Raw genomic sequence first — 17393 nt, 5'->3', positions numbered from 1 at the left:
CCAAAAGTAGTTTTTACTCGATGAAAACCGCTTAATACCGTATGATTAAAGGAGGAAGGTGAATTTATTTGAAAGCTTATATTTTAAAATTATCATTTGAGCACGTAGATCCGAAGGTGTGGAGACGGGTTATTCTGCCGGCAGATGCGACATTTAATAGACTTCATGAGACCATTCAATACGTGACAAATTTCCGAAGCACGATGGAAGCTTATCATTCCTTTGGAATAGCAACAAACGATAAATACATTACGAATAATGAAACGATCTTACATGAGTATAAAGGAAAGAAGTACGAGGGTAGAGAGGTTAAACAGCCAACCCGTATCAAGATTGACTCGTATCTTCAGGAACAGGGTCACCTCATTTATAACTACGACTTCGGAGACGATTGGCGTATTCATGTAGAGTTAGAAGAGACAGTTGAGGATTACTATTTTGGTTTTCCTACTATATTAGAGGGAGAAGGAACTGCCCCACCCGAAGATGTCGGTGGTCCCCCAGGGTTTGAAGAGTTTAAAAAAATTATGGATAATCCAAATCATCCTGATTACTTACATATGTTTGGATGGGCAGAGCAACAGGGGTATAAACCATTTGATATAGACAGAACAAATGACTTGTTAAAATTTGTGAAATACAAAAAAACAGAATGGGACAAAATCGACCATGATAACTATCTTGTTCTTTCGGATAAGTATCGAGGTGTGAAATCCAGCCCACAAGGTGAGATAGAAGATAAGGAAACGGTATTAAAATATGTAGTTGCTTGTACCAACCTTTACGGGGTCATTGTTTTCCCTAAATTTCTAGAGATTTATAATGCACAAAACAATAAAGCATTGACGAGAAATGAATTATTGTCATTTGTAGATAATTCTTTGGAATCGCTACAAAATCAATCTGTACGTGTGGAAAAAGATGAATTCATACATACAACGATACGTCCCAATGACTATAAAATCATAAAGGATAATGCGAACGGGAAGCCTTATTATATCCCGGCAAAGGAAGAGCTTCTGCGCTATGCGGATGCGAACTATTATGAAGCAACAATCTATCAAGAAAAGCTTGCTTCCATGATGCAAAAGGATTTCTTTGGTGGCAGCTCCTTAATGATTAAAGAAAACATGGATCAACTAATCCGTGAGATGCAAACAGTTGGCAGCAGTATTAATATGGTTGCCCAGCAATTTGCGGTGCGTCATCAAATACAAGATCAAGAACTTTTTAATAAGTATGTACAGGCAATTGCCTTCGTATCTGTAACAACTCGCCTTTGGATCAATAGAGGACATACGCCTCACGAGATCACATTGATGGAGCAGCCAGACCTAAAAACAGCCTCAACTAAAGCAGAGACTACAAGAACTGATACAAAGGTTGGCCGAAATGACCCTTGTCCTTGTGGCAGTGGTAAAAAGTATAAAAAATGCTGTGGTAAATAAGTTAGAGAAAGAGATCAGGACAAAAGTTCCCTCAAAATAAGCGTAGTTGTTTTCCGTTACAGCGGACGCTTTCCGGGGGCACGGCTTAGGCCAACAGGATGTTGGTCAGGAAAACGTTGTCACACGATGTGACGTTCTTAGTTTTCCCTCCTTGAAATTCCCTCGCTGCGCTCAGTCCGGGGCTTTCAGCTCGTGCTTTTCCCCCAGGAGTCGCCGCTCTCCTCTCCAAACAACAATAATAGAGAGTTTTTTATTAAAATCGGTTACCACTATAGTAAAGACGTGAAATCAGCAACTTGATTTTACGTCTTTTAATTTATTGACTAGTTATATCCCAGCTCTTTTATATTTCAAAAAATTTCTCAGAATGCATTTTACCTTTATAATAGGTGCGTTCTGCAAAAGTAATGTTTTGGTTTTCGTCCATTAGCAAAACAGTCGAGGAGCGTGTACCGTAGTTTGGCATTTTGATAAAAAGAGGAGATAGGCTGCGTTCAAGCTCTATTCCCACACCAGTATCCGGAAGCTCAGAATCCTGTGCTACTTCTTCGTCTTTTAACAGCTTAAATAGAGGCTCTACCTCTATGTTATCTAATAGAAGATATTCATCTAATCTCTGCTTTCCTTTCTCCACTTTAGGCCAAGGGGTGTTCAAGGTGTGGTTGCTTAAGCTATGTGTACCAGGTGAAACTTCATTCATTTCATCCAGGATGTTGTTATAGTGGAACAATTGATGACTATCCCCAATGACAATATTATAGCCGCCATAGCTGTCTCTACTTTTCTTTAATTCCTCGATAAAGTCTAGTGGGTCTTGATGTCCGATCAAAAAGTCTCGAACAATATCTCCACGAGAAAGATGACCGGGCTTAAGCTGTGGATCACGAAAGTTTGTCAACGCAGCAAAGCGACCAGCTTTAGAAACTCCAAGCCATGTACCCATTTGCAGTAAATCACGTCCTGCAAGTATAGTTGGATGGTCTTCCCAAAAATGAGCCGGCTCAGTTGGACGCTCATAAAACTCATCACGATTGGCAACAACTATGAGGGGATAGTTAGGATGCACTTGAAATTGAAAATTAACGAGACACATAACGATTGCTCCTTTTTATACTAGTTTGTCAGAAGATCACAGAAACTCTACTTATATACTTATCTTATTATATCAACTCAAATTTAACGAGTGTCTGCTTTTATTAATGAAAAGTGGTAGGATAAAATGGAATAAACGATTTAATGGAGATGAACGATATTGAGTAATACACATATTTTTTCTAAACGAGAAGAGCTAGCAAATGCAATCATACATGGCGTTGGTACGCTTCTTAGTATAGCAGCACTTGTTATTTTGATTGTTTCATCCGTCAAGTATGGGGATGCATGGCATGTGGTGAGCTTCACACTGTTTGGAGCATCCATGGTGCTATTGTTTACGTCGTCGACCCTCGTACATGCTTTTCCGGCAGGGAGAGCTAAAGACTTTTTTGAAATCATGGACCACTCTTCTATTTATTATCTGATAGCAGGCTCCTACACACCACTTCTGTTTATAGTAGTAAAAGGGCCGCTTGGTTGGACGTTGTTTGGTATCATGTGGGGGCTAGCGATAGCAGGTACTGTGTTCAAAGCCTATTTTGTTAAGCGTTTTTTACATACCTCCACGATTCTATATGTAGTGATGGGCTGGCTAATAGTATTTGCATGGAAGCCCCTAATCACGAACATGTCTACAGAGGGCCTTGTTTTACTAGCACTTGGTGGCTTGCTATATACCGGAGGAGCAATCTTTTACGTGTGGAGAGGCTTTCCATATCATCACGCAGTATGGCATGTATTTGTTCTTGTAGCTGCTATTTTAGTTTTCTTCGCTATCATGACACTATTGCCTATTCCTGCATAACCAAGGAGGAAATCGCATGTATGACCCAACTGTCTTCGAAAATGTAAAGGTAGCATTTGAGAATCATGTATATGATCTAGACAACATAGAACGTAAAATTAATATAATCAACCGAACAGACCGGATGGACTTCTCTATTATAAAAAGAGATTTCTCTATTGAGTTTGTCCTATTCGATAAACCCGCAGTCTCAGCTGAGATTATTATAGAAGCTTCCTTGGAGGAGCTCGCATCAGAAATCTTGGAGACTCCGGGAAAGAATCCTGGCTGTACACTTCAGTTGAAATTTCAAAAAGATGTAATGGATGTGCCTACAGAGTGTAGGAGTATTGAGTTAGCCCTAAAGCAAATATGGGAAGGTGACATAACGATCAAGCAGCATGTGAGCTTTGAATACGGACACTTGGAGCAAAACTACGTAAATACAACTTTGCTAAGCTTCCAGCAAAAAATCAATGAGGATAACATGAGTGAAATAGAGGACTTCCTCGCTAGTGTAATCGAATCGTTGGAACTTCTTCATGATATTTAATGCGTCTGTATTATATATTGCAGGCTCTTTAATAGAAAAAGATTAAAGCAGCGAAAAGTAATGTTGTTACTTTTCAGTTGCTTCTTTTATTAGAGAAAAGCGATATGTCTATTTAATAAGTTGTCTAGATAGATTGGAGAAGGCGCGGGCTGGATAAACAAATATTCGCAAACGGTAAGTGATAGTCTAATATATTTATAGAAGGAAAGTATTTTAAAATGTATTGGATACACTTATTACAAATCTAGAAAACCCTTTGTTAATGCTAACTTTGAGGAGGTAATAACGCTTTACTAAATTCTTTTTAAAAAAGTTTTTAAAAAGTGTTGACTTATAATATAAACGAGAGTAATATTGTAGAAGTCGCCAAGAGGTAAACAAGTTTGGCTGACACAATGAACATTGAAAACTGAACATGCAAAACGTTAAGACATATAGCATCAACAAGCTTCGGCTTGATTGACGCAAAACAATTTTTGACATCATTTAATGATGATGCCAGCAAAACAAAATGAGCTTTTTAAGTTCTCTATTATGGAGAGTTTGATCCTGGCTCAGGACGAACGCTGGCGGCGTGCCTAATACATGCAAGTCGAGCGGATGATGAAGAAGCTTGCTTCTTCTGATTTAGCGGCGGACGGGTGAGTAACACGTGGGCAACCTGCCCTGTAGATTGGGATAACTCCGGGAAACCGGGGCTAATACCGAATAATCCATTACCTCACATGAGGAAATGTTAAAAGACGGTCTCGGCTGTCACTACAGGATGGGCCCGCGGCGCATTAGCTAGTTGGTGAGGTAACGGCTCACCAAGGCGACGATGCGTAGCCGACCTGAGAGGGTGATCGGCCACACTGGGACTGAGACACGGCCCAGACTCCTACGGGAGGCAGCAGTAGGGAATCTTCCACAATGGACGAAAGTCTGATGGAGCAACGCCGCGTGAGTGAAGAAGGTTTTCGGATCGTAAAACTCTGTTGTGAGGGAAGAACAAGTACGAGAGTAACTGCTCGTACCTTGACGGTACCTCATTAGAAAGCCACGGCTAACTACGTGCCAGCAGCCGCGGTAATACGTAGGTGGCAAGCGTTGTCCGGAATTATTGGGCGTAAAGCGCGCGCAGGCGGTCCTTTAAGTCTGATGTGAAAGCCCACGGCTCAACCGTGGAGGGTCATTGGAAACTGGGGGACTTGAGTACAGAAGAGGAAAGCGGAATTCCAAGTGTAGCGGTGAAATGCGTAGAGATTTGGAGGAACACCAGTGGCGAAGGCGGCTTTCTGGTCTGTAACTGACGCTGAGGCGCGAAAGCGTGGGGAGCAAACAGGATTAGATACCCTGGTAGTCCACGCCGTAAACGATGAGTGCTAAGTGTTAGGGGGTTTCCGCCCCTTAGTGCTGCAGCTAACGCATTAAGCACTCCGCCTGGGGAGTACGGTCGCAAGACTGAAACTCAAAGGAATTGACGGGGGCCCGCACAAGCGGTGGAGCATGTGGTTTAATTCGAAGCAACGCGAAGAACCTTACCAGGTCTTGACATCCCGCTGACCGGCCTAGAGATAGGCTTTTCCCTTCGGGGACAGCGGTGACAGGTGGTGCATGGTTGTCGTCAGCTCGTGTCGTGAGATGTTGGGTTAAGTCCCGCAACGAGCGCAACCCTTGATCTTAGTTGCCAGCATTCAGTTGGGCACTCTAAGGTGACTGCCGGTGATAAACCGGAGGAAGGTGGGGATGACGTCAAATCATCATGCCCCTTATGACCTGGGCTACACACGTGCTACAATGGACGGTACAGAGGGTCGCAACCCCGCGAGGGTGAGCAAATCCCATAAAACCGTTCTCAGTTCGGATTGTAGGCTGCAACTCGCCTACATGAAGCCGGAATCGCTAGTAATCGTGGATCAGCATGCCACGGTGAATACGTTCCCGGGCCTTGTACACACCGCCCGTCACACCACGAGAGTTTGTAACACCCGAAGTCGGTGGGGTAACCCTTTTGGGAGCCAGCCGCCGAAGGTGGGACAGATGATTGGGGTGAAGTCGTAACAAGGTAGCCGTATCGGAAGGTGCGGCTGGATCACCTCCTTTCTAAGGATATATTCGGAATACAGATCTTTATCTGTATCTTAACGTTTTGCAGTTCAGTTTTGAATGTTCATTCTATATGAGCATTTAAAGCTTTTTAACTTGTTCTTTGAAAACTGGATAAAACGACATCAAAAAAAGAAACAAACGCAAGATATTCAAATTGTGATCACTTACGTGATTGCAAGTGTAGTACTTTTAACTTTTAGGTTAAGTTAATAAGGGCGCACGGTGGATGCCTTGGCACTAGGAGTCGATGAAGGACGGCACTAACACCGATATGCTTCGGGGAGCTGTAAGTGAGCTTCGATCCGAAGATTTCCGAATGGGGAAACCCACTGCCCGTAATGGGGCAGTACATTTGCGTGAATACATAGCGCATCTGAGACACACCCAGGGAACTGAAACATCTAAGTACCTGGAGGAAGAGAAAGAAAATTCGATTCCCTGAGTAGCGGCGAGCGAAACGGGAAGAGCCCAAACCAAGAGGCTTGCCTCTTGGGGTTGTAGGACACTCTATACGGAGTTACAAAAGAATGAGCTAGACGAAGCGACCTGGAAAGGTCCGCAGGATAGGGTAAAAGCCCCGTAGTCAAAAGTTCATTCCCTCCAGAGTGTATCCTGAGTACGGCGGAACACGTGAAATTCCGTCGGAATCCGGGAGGACCATCTCCCAAGGCTAAATACTACCTAGTGACCGATAGTGAACCAGTACCGTGAGGGAAAGGTGAAAAGCACCCCGGAAGGGGAGTGAAATAGACCCTGAAACCGTGTGCCTACAAATAGTCAAAGCCCGTTAACGGGTGATGGCGTGCCTTTTGTAGAATGAACCGGCGAGTTACGATTACATGCGAGGTTAAGTTGAGAAGACGGAGCCGCAGCGAAAGCGAGTCTGAATAGGGCGAATGAGTATGTGGTCGTAGACCCGAAACCAGGTGATCTACCCATGTCCAGGATGAAGGTGAGGTAACACTTACTGGAGGTCCGAACCCACGCACGTTGAAAAGTGCGGGGATGAGGTGTGGGTAGCGGAGAAATTCCAATCGAACCTGGAGATAGCTGGTTCTCTCCGAAATAGCTTTAGGGCTAGCCTCAAACGTTAGAATCTTGGAGGTAGAGCACTGTTTGGACTAGGGGCCCATCCCGGGTTACCGAATTCAGACAAACTCCGAATGCCAATGATTTATGTTTGGGAGTCAGACTGCGAGTGATAAGATCCGTAGTCAAGAGGGAAACAGCCCAGACCACCAGCTAAGGTCCCAAAGTATTTGTTAAGTGGAAAAGGATGTGGCGTTGCTTAGACAACCAGGATGTTGGCTTAGAAGCAGCCATCATTTAAAGAGTGCGTAATAGCTCACTGGTCGAGTGACGCTGCGCCGAAAATGTATCGGGGCTAAACAAATCACCGAAGCTGTGGATTGATACCTTTGGTATCAGTGGTAGGAGAGCGTTCTAAGGGCGTTGAAGTCAGACCGGAAGGACTGGTGGAGCGCTTAGAAGTGAGAATGCCGGTATGAGTAGCGAAAGATGGGTGAGAATCCCATCCACCGTATGACTAAGGTTTCCTGAGGAAGGCTCGTCCGCTCAGGGTTAGTCGGGACCTAAGTCGAGGCCGATAGGCGTAGACGATGGACAACAGGTTGATATTCCTGTACCACCACCCCACCGTTTGAGTGATGGGGGGACGCAGTAGGATAGGGTAAGCGTGCTGTTGGTTATGCACGTCCAAGCAGTGAGGTGTGAGTGTAGGCAAATCCGCACTCTGTAACATTGAGCTGTGATGGCAAGGACGTATGTCCGGAGTTCCTGATTTCACACTGCCAAGAAAAGCCTCTAACGAGGTGGGAGGTGCCCGTACCGCAAACCGACACAGGTAGTCGAGGAGAGAATCCTAAGGTGAGCGAGAGAACTCTCGTTAAGGAACTCGGCAAAATGACCCCGTAACTTCGGGAGAAGGGGTGCTCTTTTGGGTGAATAGCCTAGAAGAGCCGCAGTGAATAGGCCCAGGCGACTGTTTAGCAAAAACACAGGTCTCTGCAAAACCGTAAGGTGAAGTATAGGGGCTGACGCCTGCCCGGTGCTGGAAGGTTAAGAGGAGTGCTTAGCGCAAGCGAAGGTGCGAATTGAAGCCCCAGTAAACGGCGGCCGTAACTATAACGGTCCTAAGGTAGCGAAATTCCTTGTCGGGTAAGTTCCGACCCGCACGAAAGGCGTAACGATCTGGGCACTGTCTCAACGAGAGACTCGGTGAAATTATAGTACCTGTGAAGATGCAGGTTACCCGCGACAGGACGGAAAGACCCCGTGGAGCTTTACTGTAGCTTGATATTGAATTTTGGTGCAACTTGTACAGGATAGGTAGGAGCCTTAGAGCCCGGAGCGCCAGCTTCGGAGGAGGCGTCGGTGGGATACTACCCTGGTTGTATTGAAATTCTAACCCATACCCGTAACCCGGGTAGGAGACAGTGTCAGGCGGGCAGTTTGACTGGGGCGGTCGCCTCCTAAAGTGTAACGGAGGCGCCCAAAGGTTCCCTCAGAATGGTTGGAAATCATTCGAAGAGTGTAAAGGCAGAAGGGAGCTTGACTGCGAGACCTACAAGTCGAGCAGGGTCGAAAGACGGGCTTAGTGATCCGGTGGTTCCGCATGGAAGGGCCATCGCTCAACGGATAAAAGCTACCCCGGGGATAACAGGCTTATCTCCCCCAAGAGTCCACATCGACGGGGAGGTTTGGCACCTCGATGTCGGCTCATCGCATCCTGGGGCTGTAGTCGGTCCCAAGGGTTGGGCTGTTCGCCCATTAAAGCGGTACGCGAGCTGGGTTCAGAACGTCGTGAGACAGTTCGGTCCCTATCCGTCGTGGGCGTAGGAAATTTGAGAGGAGCTGTCCTTAGTACGAGAGGACCGGGATGGACACACCGCTGGTGTACCAGTTGTTCTGCCAAGGGCATCGCTGGGTAGCTATGTGTGGACGGGATAAGTGCTGAAAGCATCTAAGCACGAAGCCCCCCTCAAGATGAGATTTCCCATTACGCAAGTAAGTAAGATCCCTCAAAGACGATGAGGTAGATAGGTTCGGGGTGGAAGCGTGGCGACACGTGCAGCTGACGAATACTAATCGATCGAGGACTTAACCAAATTGTTTGTTTCGATTAATGATGTCTTTTATCCAGTTTTGAGTGAACAACTCTGAGGGTTTCAAGGCGCAAGCAGTGCTAGGAAACGAGTGAGTGAATGAAGGAACGTACTTACGTACGTGACTGATTGAACGAACGAAGTTGACAACGCAATGCGAAGTGTATTGAAAGCCGAAAAAGTCTAGTGATGATGGCGAAGAGGTCACACCCGTTCCCATACCGAACACGGAAGTTAAGCTCTTCAGCGCCGATGGTAGTTGGGGGTCTCCCCCTGCAAGAGTAGGACGTCGCTGGGCACCAAAGGAAGTCGTCACCGAGTAATCGGTGGCGGCTTTTTTGTTTTGTCTTTTTTTAAAGTCTAAGGATAACCTCTATTTTACTAGAAGATTTAATCTTTCACCTGAAACCTCACATTATTTTAAACGAAACCATATTAATGTTACTCTAGTAATAGATAAATAAAGCAAGGGGGATACTATGTTCTTAGAGGATCTAACAAAAAAACTACAGCATAGCCAGCCACTATTTATTGGGGAGGAAACAGCTCTGCGCTCAGCTATTCTCCTTCCACTTGTGCAAGTGGAAGGAGAATGGCATATGTTGTTTGAGGTGCGTTCCTTAACGATGCGAAAACAGCCCGGAGATATTAGTTTTCCAGGCGGTCGTATCGACACTACAGATGCATCTCCATTGGAAGCTGCAATAAGAGAAACACATGAAGAGTTAGGAATAGACCCGACATCTATAAAAATTCTTGGTCAATTGAGCCCTTATATTGCTTCTTCATCTTTCGTAGTCTATCCGTTTGTGGCGACCATTGATCATCACCAAATCAAAAGTTTCAACAAACAAGAGGTTGAAGAAGTATTTACGATACCAATTAGCTGGCTCTTAGATTATGAGCCTTATATGCACACTGTCTCTGTTCAACCTATGCCACCGATGGACTTTCCTTATGAAAAGATATTTAATGGGGACAAATATCAATGGAGACCTAGAGACATTGAGGAATGGTTTTATGATTATAAAAACTATACAATTTGGGGATTAACTGCACGAGTGTTAAAGCATTTTGTGGAAACAATCAGAAGTATTAATAGATAAGCAATAAACTCTAAATAGGTTTCTATTACGAATGATTCCAAGATTTAAATAGTATTTCAAAAAGATTCTCTATTGTTTAGAGGGTCTTTTTATTTTTATAGTAATGATTCCAAGATACTATACTTATTTAATTCTAAATACTTAGTTTTATATAGCTCGCTGTATTTCTTCTGAATCATTTTAGTGCTAAATACTAGACTTCCCTTTACCTTTCTATATAAAAAATGGAATATTATAGATAATGTAAGATTGCTAGAGGAGGAGAAATGATGTCTATCTGGTGGGGAATATTGTATAATAAAGAAAATTGGAAATGCTTCATTGTACCCGATTCAACGAGGGTATGCCTATGAAAATACTAGACGTAGACTTACTTCAAGATGGATTGCAACGTAATATAGCTATGCTGGAACGTTTGCAAAATGAAGTGGGGAATATTCAAAACACAGTTAAAGAACTAGTAGCAATGGAGGAGGTATTGAAAGGGGCTGGAGGTAGTGCAATCCGAGGCTTTTACTCGGATGTTCATTTACCTTTCCTTCATTTTTTCCTTGTTTTCTCCGATAGTTACAAGCAAAAGCTCCAACAAATTGAAGCTGCTCTTTTGTCGTTAGAACCAGATACGGCAGGGTATATCCTTGAGCAATTCTTAGAGGGAGAGTTGGAACAGGGACTGACGCTGATTGCCAACATAACGGAAAGACTTACAAACGAAGCAAACAGTATCATGGATACAGTAAGTGATATCGTTGCGCTACCTCATCTTAATGATAGTGAAGTACAAGAAGGAGTTCAAAATTCTAAAAAGAAACGTGACGACACGGTTTTACAGCTGCATGAATTCGATAGCTCTCAAACCACATCACTAACCACAGTCGAAGCAGATATTCAAACGATGGGCAATTGGCTTGTGGATATGGAGGGAATGTTTACATCAGGGGTAAAGGACATTACTTTCCAGCCGAGTCAGTGGAATGCAATTACGTTTGGAAGCGAGATTCGGACAGAGCTATTCCCGAAGGTATATTTAGAGCCTCATAAACTATGGGTAGATGAAAGAGACAAAATAATCGGCACGATGATCACTGCCAAAACCTTTCAAGCGCTAGAGCTGAAAAGGATGATTACAATTGATGAAAACGTGGGAGAGAATATCCAATACCATCAATATGCAAATGGTCTACTTATCAAAGAATACTCGGAAAACGGGACAGTATACTACGAAATCGTTTCTAAAGTAGAATACAAGGAAGAAGCAGTCCAAGTGGAGCCACCAAAAGAAAATAAACTGTTGGATGGTTTTCAATTTGTATTAGATCTAGCAGGGTTAATACCAGGAATCGGAGAAATAGCCGATGGTTTAAACGGAGTAATCTATTATGCTAGAGGAGATAAGTTAAACGCAGGTCTTTCCTTTGCAGCAATGGTTCCATTTTTAGGCTGGGGAAGTACCGGGACTAAAATTGTAAATAAAGGACGTAATTTTTTTCAGCCCAAAAATGTCCTAAACGATGAGATAGTAGAATCAGTGTCTACTTCCGTTTATCGTGATATGGTGAATAGTCCACTGATTGGTTCGCAGTCGCAATTAAATCTGTTTACTAGCTTACAGAATCGGACACCGTATACCAATAATAGTCCATTCATGTTCAACATGCCAACATCTAAAACTCCCAGTGGCGGTGTTCATCCAGAGATCCAGAACCCGAACGTTGCCAATAAGACTCCCGATTTGGACGGCAATGGAGCGAATACAAATAAAGGACAAGCATCTGCAGTCCAGCCGCCATCTAAAGGGAATACACCTGAAGCCAAAAGTGCGGTTGCCAGCCCTACTAAGGGGAATCCAAATGAGCAGATACAGGATCTGCCGAAGGTCGTTGGTGGCAATGGAGATCACATAAACCTTAGCAGTACTACGATACCAAATAAATCTACTAAAACAGTCACTACTCCAACGGCAAAAGCGAACAACCCAGCCCCAGTTAATAGTGGAAAAGCAAATGTGAAATCAGAGACACCAAATTCGAATATACTGGCTAAGCCAAAAGTTGTTGGAGGAAATGGAGATTACACAGTTCCTCCTAAAAATACGAAGACAATAAATACGCCATCTGCAAAAGTGGATACTACACCAACAAATAAAAGTATTGATAGTAATGTTAATTCAGATGTAAAGAGTGTGGATGTTGAGACTAAGGGTACGAATAAACCAGTAAATTCGTATTTAAAAAATATTAATGAGTTTTTATTGAAAAATAAGGAATTTGATGAGGTTTTAGATGATTATGCTACTGCTTATGCAGAAAAGGTAAATTCAAATGTTCCTTGGAAGTGGAGGAACATTCCAGGAGGGGATACACTAACGCAAAAACAATTAAAATTGATTAGAGAACGGGCAAAAGAGCTGGGAGAGGTACTCGATGTTCCTATGAAACCAAGAACAAAATATCCAGACTTCGAAAAAGCTGATTTAATTATAAAGATAGATGAAAAAGCAGTCGTTATTATGTTACCAAAAGAATATTGGAAGAAAACAGACCCAGAACAATTTAGTTGGCTTGATTCAAAAATCTTTGGTGGAAAACGTCCACCAGGGACAACTTGGCATCATTCTGAAATTGACGGTAGAATGGAATTAGTTCCTTTTGGAATACATAATTCAGTTTATCATTCAGGAGGAAGGGTCCAGGTGGATGGGCACATGGAAAAAGATAAAAAACTAGGAGGGGAAAAAAATGAAAGTAGATACGAATACCATTGTCTCACCGTTGCCAACGGATGGATTGCTGGACGTGGTCGAACATAGTTTAAGGGTTACATTTCCTGAACCATATAGAGAGTTTATAAAAAAAAATAATGGAGCTGTGCCAATTACAAACATCTTTTCTTCCAATGAAAATAATTATATTATTGAAAGGTTTCTCTGCATCCTTGAAGAAAGTGAATCTGATGAAATCAATGGGTGGTATGATATTGAAGTTACAATTACACAAATTGGTGAAAGGTTAACTGACGATGAAGACTTAATAGGAATGAATGTGGTTCCAATTGCAGCACTCTTTACAGGAGATTTTGTTTGTTTAGATTATAGCAACAGGGAAAATCCAACTGTGGTTGTTTGGTACCACGAAGAGTCTGAAGAATTTTCACCCGTAACTAAAACAGTTGCCCAAGATATATCTGAATTTTTCACGATGTTTAAAGAGTAGTTATTATTTTTATATTACCGAGGATGGCATTTAATTTAAATTTCAAAACACTTGATTGCATTTTATACGTCAAGTGTTTTTTGCTTTTTTTATAAGACAATTTTGCTTGATAACAAGAAGGAAGCTTATAAAATGCTAAAAGAGCTCCACTACATCCTTATAAAGGAAAGTTAAACCCATTTTATCCAATGGATGAGACAACTAGAGGTGCGTTTCAAATCTATAATTATCGGAAAATACGAGGAAAAGAAGCTTTAGGAGAAAGATAATATGAGCATATTGCCTGAGAGGCTAGACGAAGTTCTAGGAGAAGAAATATATAAACGTGAAGATAGCAATCTAGTACAGGATGCTTTAATAAGGCTAGGTGTAAACGCATCGGATACTTTCCAAAAATTTTATATCCAGTATGCAGGACCTTTTTGGGAAGAACATGTACCCTTTGAATTACTAGATATAGCATATGAAGAAAACAATATTGAATCATACACACTCATTTCTAGAAAAGATCATGGTTTTCCGAAGCAATATCTGGTTTTATGTGAAATGTCAGCAAATGCTATATTAGTACTGGATACTGATCAATAATAGGGGATGTTAGAAGTGTTAAAATATGTTATAAGTTAATATTTTTTTGAAATTATCAAGAAATAATGAAAAACATATCTAAATAATTGAAAGAAGTTGATGTACAAATGAGGGGAATAGAAAACTTAATGAATAGTATATGGTTTGGAGAAAAACCTAATCTATCCTAACCTGAAATCAATGAAATATTTTAAAAGCTGTAACAGAACGAGAAATTTTAATGAACTTAATAGAATTATTTAAATTAGGAAACTTTGTTCAAAAACCATTATTGATTCAACTATGAATCAAACAAAAGATGAAGCTGTCTTAAACTTATGTATTAGAGTGTTTCTAGCTATTTCAACTCATGAAGACTTAGAGAATTCGAACAACCTTGATTTTCTAGGAGGGGCAACCGAAGAAACTATAAACACTTTCGCATCTGGGGCTATAACCTCACTTTCTTTTCGTGTAATCCCACACCTTTTAGCCTTACTTGAAGAGTGGGAGGGTATTAGCGATACAACCATTATTATCAAAGATTCTATTGATTCTTTCCTGAATTTAGAAAATCTAAATAATGCAGAAGCAACAGTAGATGAAATTGGAGAACTATATTTTATGCTTTGTGAAGCCACCCAGAGAGAGAAATATTACTTTCAAGAAAACTTAGTTTTCCCGGGAGACTTAACAAAAAAATTAATACAGAGAGTAATGCTAGCAGTAAATAAAGGAGAACCGCTAAGAATGGAATTAATTCCTTCTTTACTGTCTATTTGGACAGGTGAAAGAGTGCCTGGAGATTACAACACCATCATTAATAGGGGTAATTATAAAGATTTCATCAATTATGTAAGTGTGATTTCCAATATAAAATGGGAAAAAGGTAAAAATACTTTTATGGACATAAAATATAAAAATACAACAGAGTTAAAGAATATTTATAGAAGGTGATTATATGTGGAGAGAGCAAGTTAGGCAGATTTCTCAAATAAGAGGGGAAAAACTCAATTTACCTACGAATAAAAATGAGTTATCAAGATTTCGTAAATCTGTAGAGGAAAAATTTGGTGAAGATATTTTGCCACAGCAATATTATGAATTTTTACAAACGATAAATGGATTTGAATTTAATGGACTTATAGTTTATGGAATTGACCCAAATTTTTTGGATTCTATACCACTAAATCAGGTGGATAGTTTTTTCGATGCCAATGAAGTATGGGAAGCGATTAAAGAGGAAGATGAGCTAATTTTTTTTGGAGATTCAGATATAGCCTGGTATTGTTATAATATTTCTAAAAAAGAATTTGTGGAACTAGATAAACCTTCAGGTGAGCACATGGAAACTTTTAATGATTTTAATCATATGCTGGAATCTGCTTTATCTTCGGCACTTAGCTAGCTCTAGGATCTAATGCTAATTTACTTGACTTATATTTTGATGATCTAACTATTATTTCTATAAAAGTTTAATAGTTATTAAACTTTGTTTAGCTAGGAGGCTTGGAAGGCTTTTTTATTTATGGTAAACATAGTGTTAGTCACCCAGATATGGCAGGGACTCTTAATTTAGAATAATGATAACCCTGTTATTCTAATTCCAAATAACTAATTAACTGAAAATTAATATTTCTTTCGAATCATTTTAGAGTTACATGGGAGTCCACACTTTACCTTTCAATATAAAAAATGGAATATTATAGATAATGATAGATTGCTATAGGAGGAGAGATTATGTCTATAATATGTAAGGAAGTGTTATATAATAAAGCAAATTGGAGATATTTAAGCCCTAATTCTATGAGGGCATGCCTATGAAAACGTTAGATGTCAACCTACTTCAAGATGGTCTACAACGCAATATGGCTATGCTGGAACGTCTAGAAACGGAAGTAAGTAATATTAGTGATTCTATTAAGGGACTTGTTGCAATGGAGGAAGCATTGAAGGGCGCTGGAGGCAGTGCAATTCGAAATTTCTACTCGGAAGTTCATCTACCATTCCTTCATTTCTTCTTTGTGTTCACAGAAAGATTCAAGCAGCAGCTCCAACATATAGAGACAGCACTCACATCGTTAGAGCCGGATACTGCTGGTCACATCCTTGAACAGTTTTTAGAAGGAGAATTGGAGCAGGGACTTACCCAGATTGGTACTTTAACTGAAAGATTCACCAACGATGCAAACAGTATTATGGAGACCGTCAGTGATATCGTTGCTTTACCACCGCTAGATGATAGTGAGGTACAAGAGGGAGTTCGAAATTCCAAACAGAAACGTGACAACACAATTACAGATCTACATCAATTTGATACTTCCCAAACTACATCATTAAGCACCGTTGAACAGAATCTACAAGAGTTAGGCTTATGGATAGTACTTATGGAAGGAATGTTTGGGGCAGGGGTAAAGGTCACTTCTTTCCAGTCCAGTCAATGGAAAGCCATAACTTTCGGTAGTGGGATTAGAACAGAACTCTTTCCTAAAGTATACTTAGACCCTAACAATCTATGGGTAGAAGAATATGAAGAGTTAATTGGAACAACAATCAATTCGGATACTTTTGAGACCCTTGAAGGGATGAAAGTCTCGCTAATTGAAGAAAACGTGGGAGAAAATATAAAGTACCATGCGTACGCAAATGGTTTAATCATTAAAGAAACAATGGATGGTGGAAAATCTAGCTATGAAGTTGTCTCCGAAGTAATATATAAAGAAAACGATCAAGCCGATGAACCGCAGGAAAATAAAGTCCTCGATGGTATTCAGTTGGGATTAGATATATTAGGACTGATACCAGTTGTGGGAGAAGTAGCGGATGGTGTAAACGGGATAATCTATACCGCTAGAGGAGATATGCTAAATGCAGGACTTTCCTTTGGATCGATGATTCCATTCGTGGGTTGGGGCACTACTGGAGCTAGATTTGCAATAAAAGGAGGCCGAGCAATAGAAGATGCTCGAGACGTCAATCGAGTTACGGAAAATGTTAAACCGGGATCTCAGGGGATGGACGACACTACATCATACTTTAGGGTTCAAGGTGGAGAAATGCCAAATGCAAGCCAAGTAAGGATTCAAGTCGACAATAATGGAAGAATGATCATTCCTAACAAGGATGCAAACTTAAACGTTAGCGCAGGGACTAGGGAACATGCCGAATATTTCTTGGAGAAAAGAGGCGCTGGTGCTGAAATTGTAGAGATTGAAGTGCCAAGATGGTTTGACGATTTTGTGCAAGAAAGCGCAATACCACAGTTTAGATATAAAAACAATCCACTTAATCAGGGAGGGACAGCACCAAAAGTGGTTGACCCTAGTACACCGGGAACATCATTTGAATTTCCCTCACCATGGATTGAGTGGCTTGAGGAATATGGTAAGATAAAGAAATAAAATACGAAACA

General features: G+C 41.3%; 10 protein-coding genes, 3 rRNA genes and 1 pseudogene. 13 read left to right on the top strand and 1 reads right to left on the bottom strand.

Going from position 1 to position 17393, the window contains the following annotated elements; translation table 11 throughout:
* Positions 1 to 68 precede the first annotated feature (68 nt).
* Positions 69 to 1448, top strand: coding sequence for an SEC-C metal-binding domain-containing protein (locus MKY09_RS16600; RefSeq protein ID WP_342567139.1), 1380 nt, complete (start codon positions 69 to 71; stop codon positions 1446 to 1448).
* Between the two features lie 343 nt (positions 1449 to 1791).
* Here the strand turns inward: MKY09_RS16600 and MKY09_RS16595 are convergent, their stop codons facing one another.
* Positions 1792 to 2541: an NRDE family protein gene (locus MKY09_RS16595; RefSeq protein WP_342567138.1), complete on the bottom strand. Its 750-nt coding sequence runs from the start codon at positions 2539 to 2541 to the stop codon at positions 1792 to 1794.
* A 159-nt stretch (positions 2542 to 2700) separates the two neighbouring features.
* Here MKY09_RS16595 and MKY09_RS16590 point away from each other — a divergent pair, with 159 nt between their 5' ends.
* The 12 genes and pseudogenes from MKY09_RS16590 (at position 2701) to MKY09_RS16535 (ending at position 17382) form a co-directional block, all read left to right on the top strand.
* On the top strand, positions 2701 to 3348 hold the full coding sequence (locus MKY09_RS16590) for a hemolysin III family protein (protein WP_342567137.1): 648 nt from the start codon (positions 2701 to 2703) through the stop codon (positions 3346 to 3348).
* 16 nt (positions 3349 to 3364) lie between these two features.
* Complete coding sequence (locus tag MKY09_RS16585; protein WP_342567136.1) at positions 3365 to 3880, top strand: hypothetical protein; 516 nt, start codon at positions 3365 to 3367, stop codon at positions 3878 to 3880.
* Positions 3881 to 4411: 531 nt separating this feature from the next.
* Positions 4412 to 5965: ribosomal RNA gene (locus MKY09_RS16580) — 16S ribosomal RNA — on the top strand.
* A gap of 205 nt (positions 5966 to 6170) precedes the next feature.
* A 23S ribosomal RNA gene (locus MKY09_RS16575) occupies positions 6171 to 9099 on the top strand.
* Positions 9100 to 9278: 179 nt separating this feature from the next.
* Positions 9279 to 9394: ribosomal RNA gene (rrf, locus tag MKY09_RS16570) — 5S ribosomal RNA — on the top strand.
* Together the 16S, 23S and 5S rRNA genes form the textbook arrangement of a ribosomal RNA operon.
* A gap of 181 nt (positions 9395 to 9575) precedes the next feature.
* The gene (locus MKY09_RS16565) at positions 9576 to 10202 is read left to right on the top strand and encodes a CoA pyrophosphatase (protein WP_342567135.1); all 627 of its coding nucleotides are present in this window, start codon (positions 9576 to 9578) and stop codon (positions 10200 to 10202) included.
* Positions 10203 to 10551: 349 nt separating this feature from the next.
* Positions 10552 to 13011, top strand: coding sequence for a T7SS effector LXG polymorphic toxin (locus tag MKY09_RS16560; RefSeq protein ID WP_342567134.1), 2460 nt, complete (start codon positions 10552 to 10554; stop codon positions 13009 to 13011).
* Entirely contained in the window at positions 12941 to 13414 is a 474-nt protein-coding gene (locus MKY09_RS16555) for an SMI1/KNR4 family protein (protein ID WP_251556092.1), read from the top strand. The genes MKY09_RS16560 and MKY09_RS16555 overlap by 71 nt, the downstream gene beginning before the upstream one ends.
* 270 nt (positions 13415 to 13684) lie before the next feature.
* Positions 13685 to 14002 carry an SMI1/KNR4 family protein gene (locus MKY09_RS16550; RefSeq protein WP_251556093.1) on the top strand — a complete coding sequence of 106 codons (318 nt, stop codon included), beginning with the start codon at positions 13685 to 13687 and terminating at the stop codon, positions 14000 to 14002.
* A gap of 107 nt (positions 14003 to 14109) precedes the next feature.
* Positions 14110 to 14901: pseudogene (gene imm47 / locus MKY09_RS16545) on the top strand (Imm47 family immunity protein).
* A 41-nt stretch (positions 14902 to 14942) separates the two neighbouring features.
* Positions 14943 to 15389: a YrhA family protein gene (locus tag MKY09_RS16540; protein WP_251556094.1), complete on the top strand. Its 447-nt coding sequence runs from the start codon at positions 14943 to 14945 to the stop codon at positions 15387 to 15389.
* Between the two features lie 412 nt (positions 15390 to 15801).
* Positions 15802 to 17382 (top strand): T7SS effector LXG polymorphic toxin, encoded by a 1581-nt coding sequence (locus MKY09_RS16535; protein ID WP_342567133.1) that lies wholly within the window; start codon positions 15802 to 15804, stop codon positions 17380 to 17382.
* The last annotated feature ends 11 nt before the right edge of the window (positions 17383 to 17393 follow it).

The sequence above is a fragment of the Psychrobacillus sp. FSL K6-4046 genome (assembly GCF_038624605.1).
Taxonomy (GTDB): Bacteria; Bacillota; Bacilli; order Bacillales_A; family Planococcaceae; genus Psychrobacillus.
Note: the sequence above shows the minus strand (reverse complement) of the source record. Positions and strands in the feature narration are given on the sequence as shown.

Excerpts from the sequence above, each read along its gene's own strand:
- MKY09_RS16565 (WP_342567135.1), top strand. The coding sequence starts at position 9,576 with ATGTTCTTAGAGGATCTAACAAAAAAACTACAGCATAGCCAGCCACTA.
- MKY09_RS16540 (WP_251556094.1), top strand. The coding sequence starts at position 14,943 with ATGTGGAGAGAGCAAGTTAGGCAGATTTCTCAAATAAGAGGGGAAAAA.
- MKY09_RS16535 (WP_342567133.1), top strand. The coding sequence starts at position 15,802 with ATGAAAACGTTAGATGTCAACCTACTTCAAGATGGTCTACAACGCAAT.
- MKY09_RS16555 (WP_251556092.1), top strand. The coding sequence starts at position 12,941 with ATGAAAGTAGATACGAATACCATTGTCTCACCGTTGCCAACGGATGGA.
- MKY09_RS16585 (WP_342567136.1), top strand. The coding sequence starts at position 3,365 with ATGTATGACCCAACTGTCTTCGAAAATGTAAAGGTAGCATTTGAGAAT.
- MKY09_RS16595 (WP_342567138.1), bottom strand. The coding sequence starts at position 2,541 with ATGTGTCTCGTTAATTTTCAATTTCAAGTGCATCCTAACTATCCCCTC.
- MKY09_RS16560 (WP_342567134.1), top strand. The coding sequence starts at position 10,552 with ATGAAAATACTAGACGTAGACTTACTTCAAGATGGATTGCAACGTAAT.
- MKY09_RS16550 (WP_251556093.1), top strand. The coding sequence starts at position 13,685 with ATGAGCATATTGCCTGAGAGGCTAGACGAAGTTCTAGGAGAAGAAATA.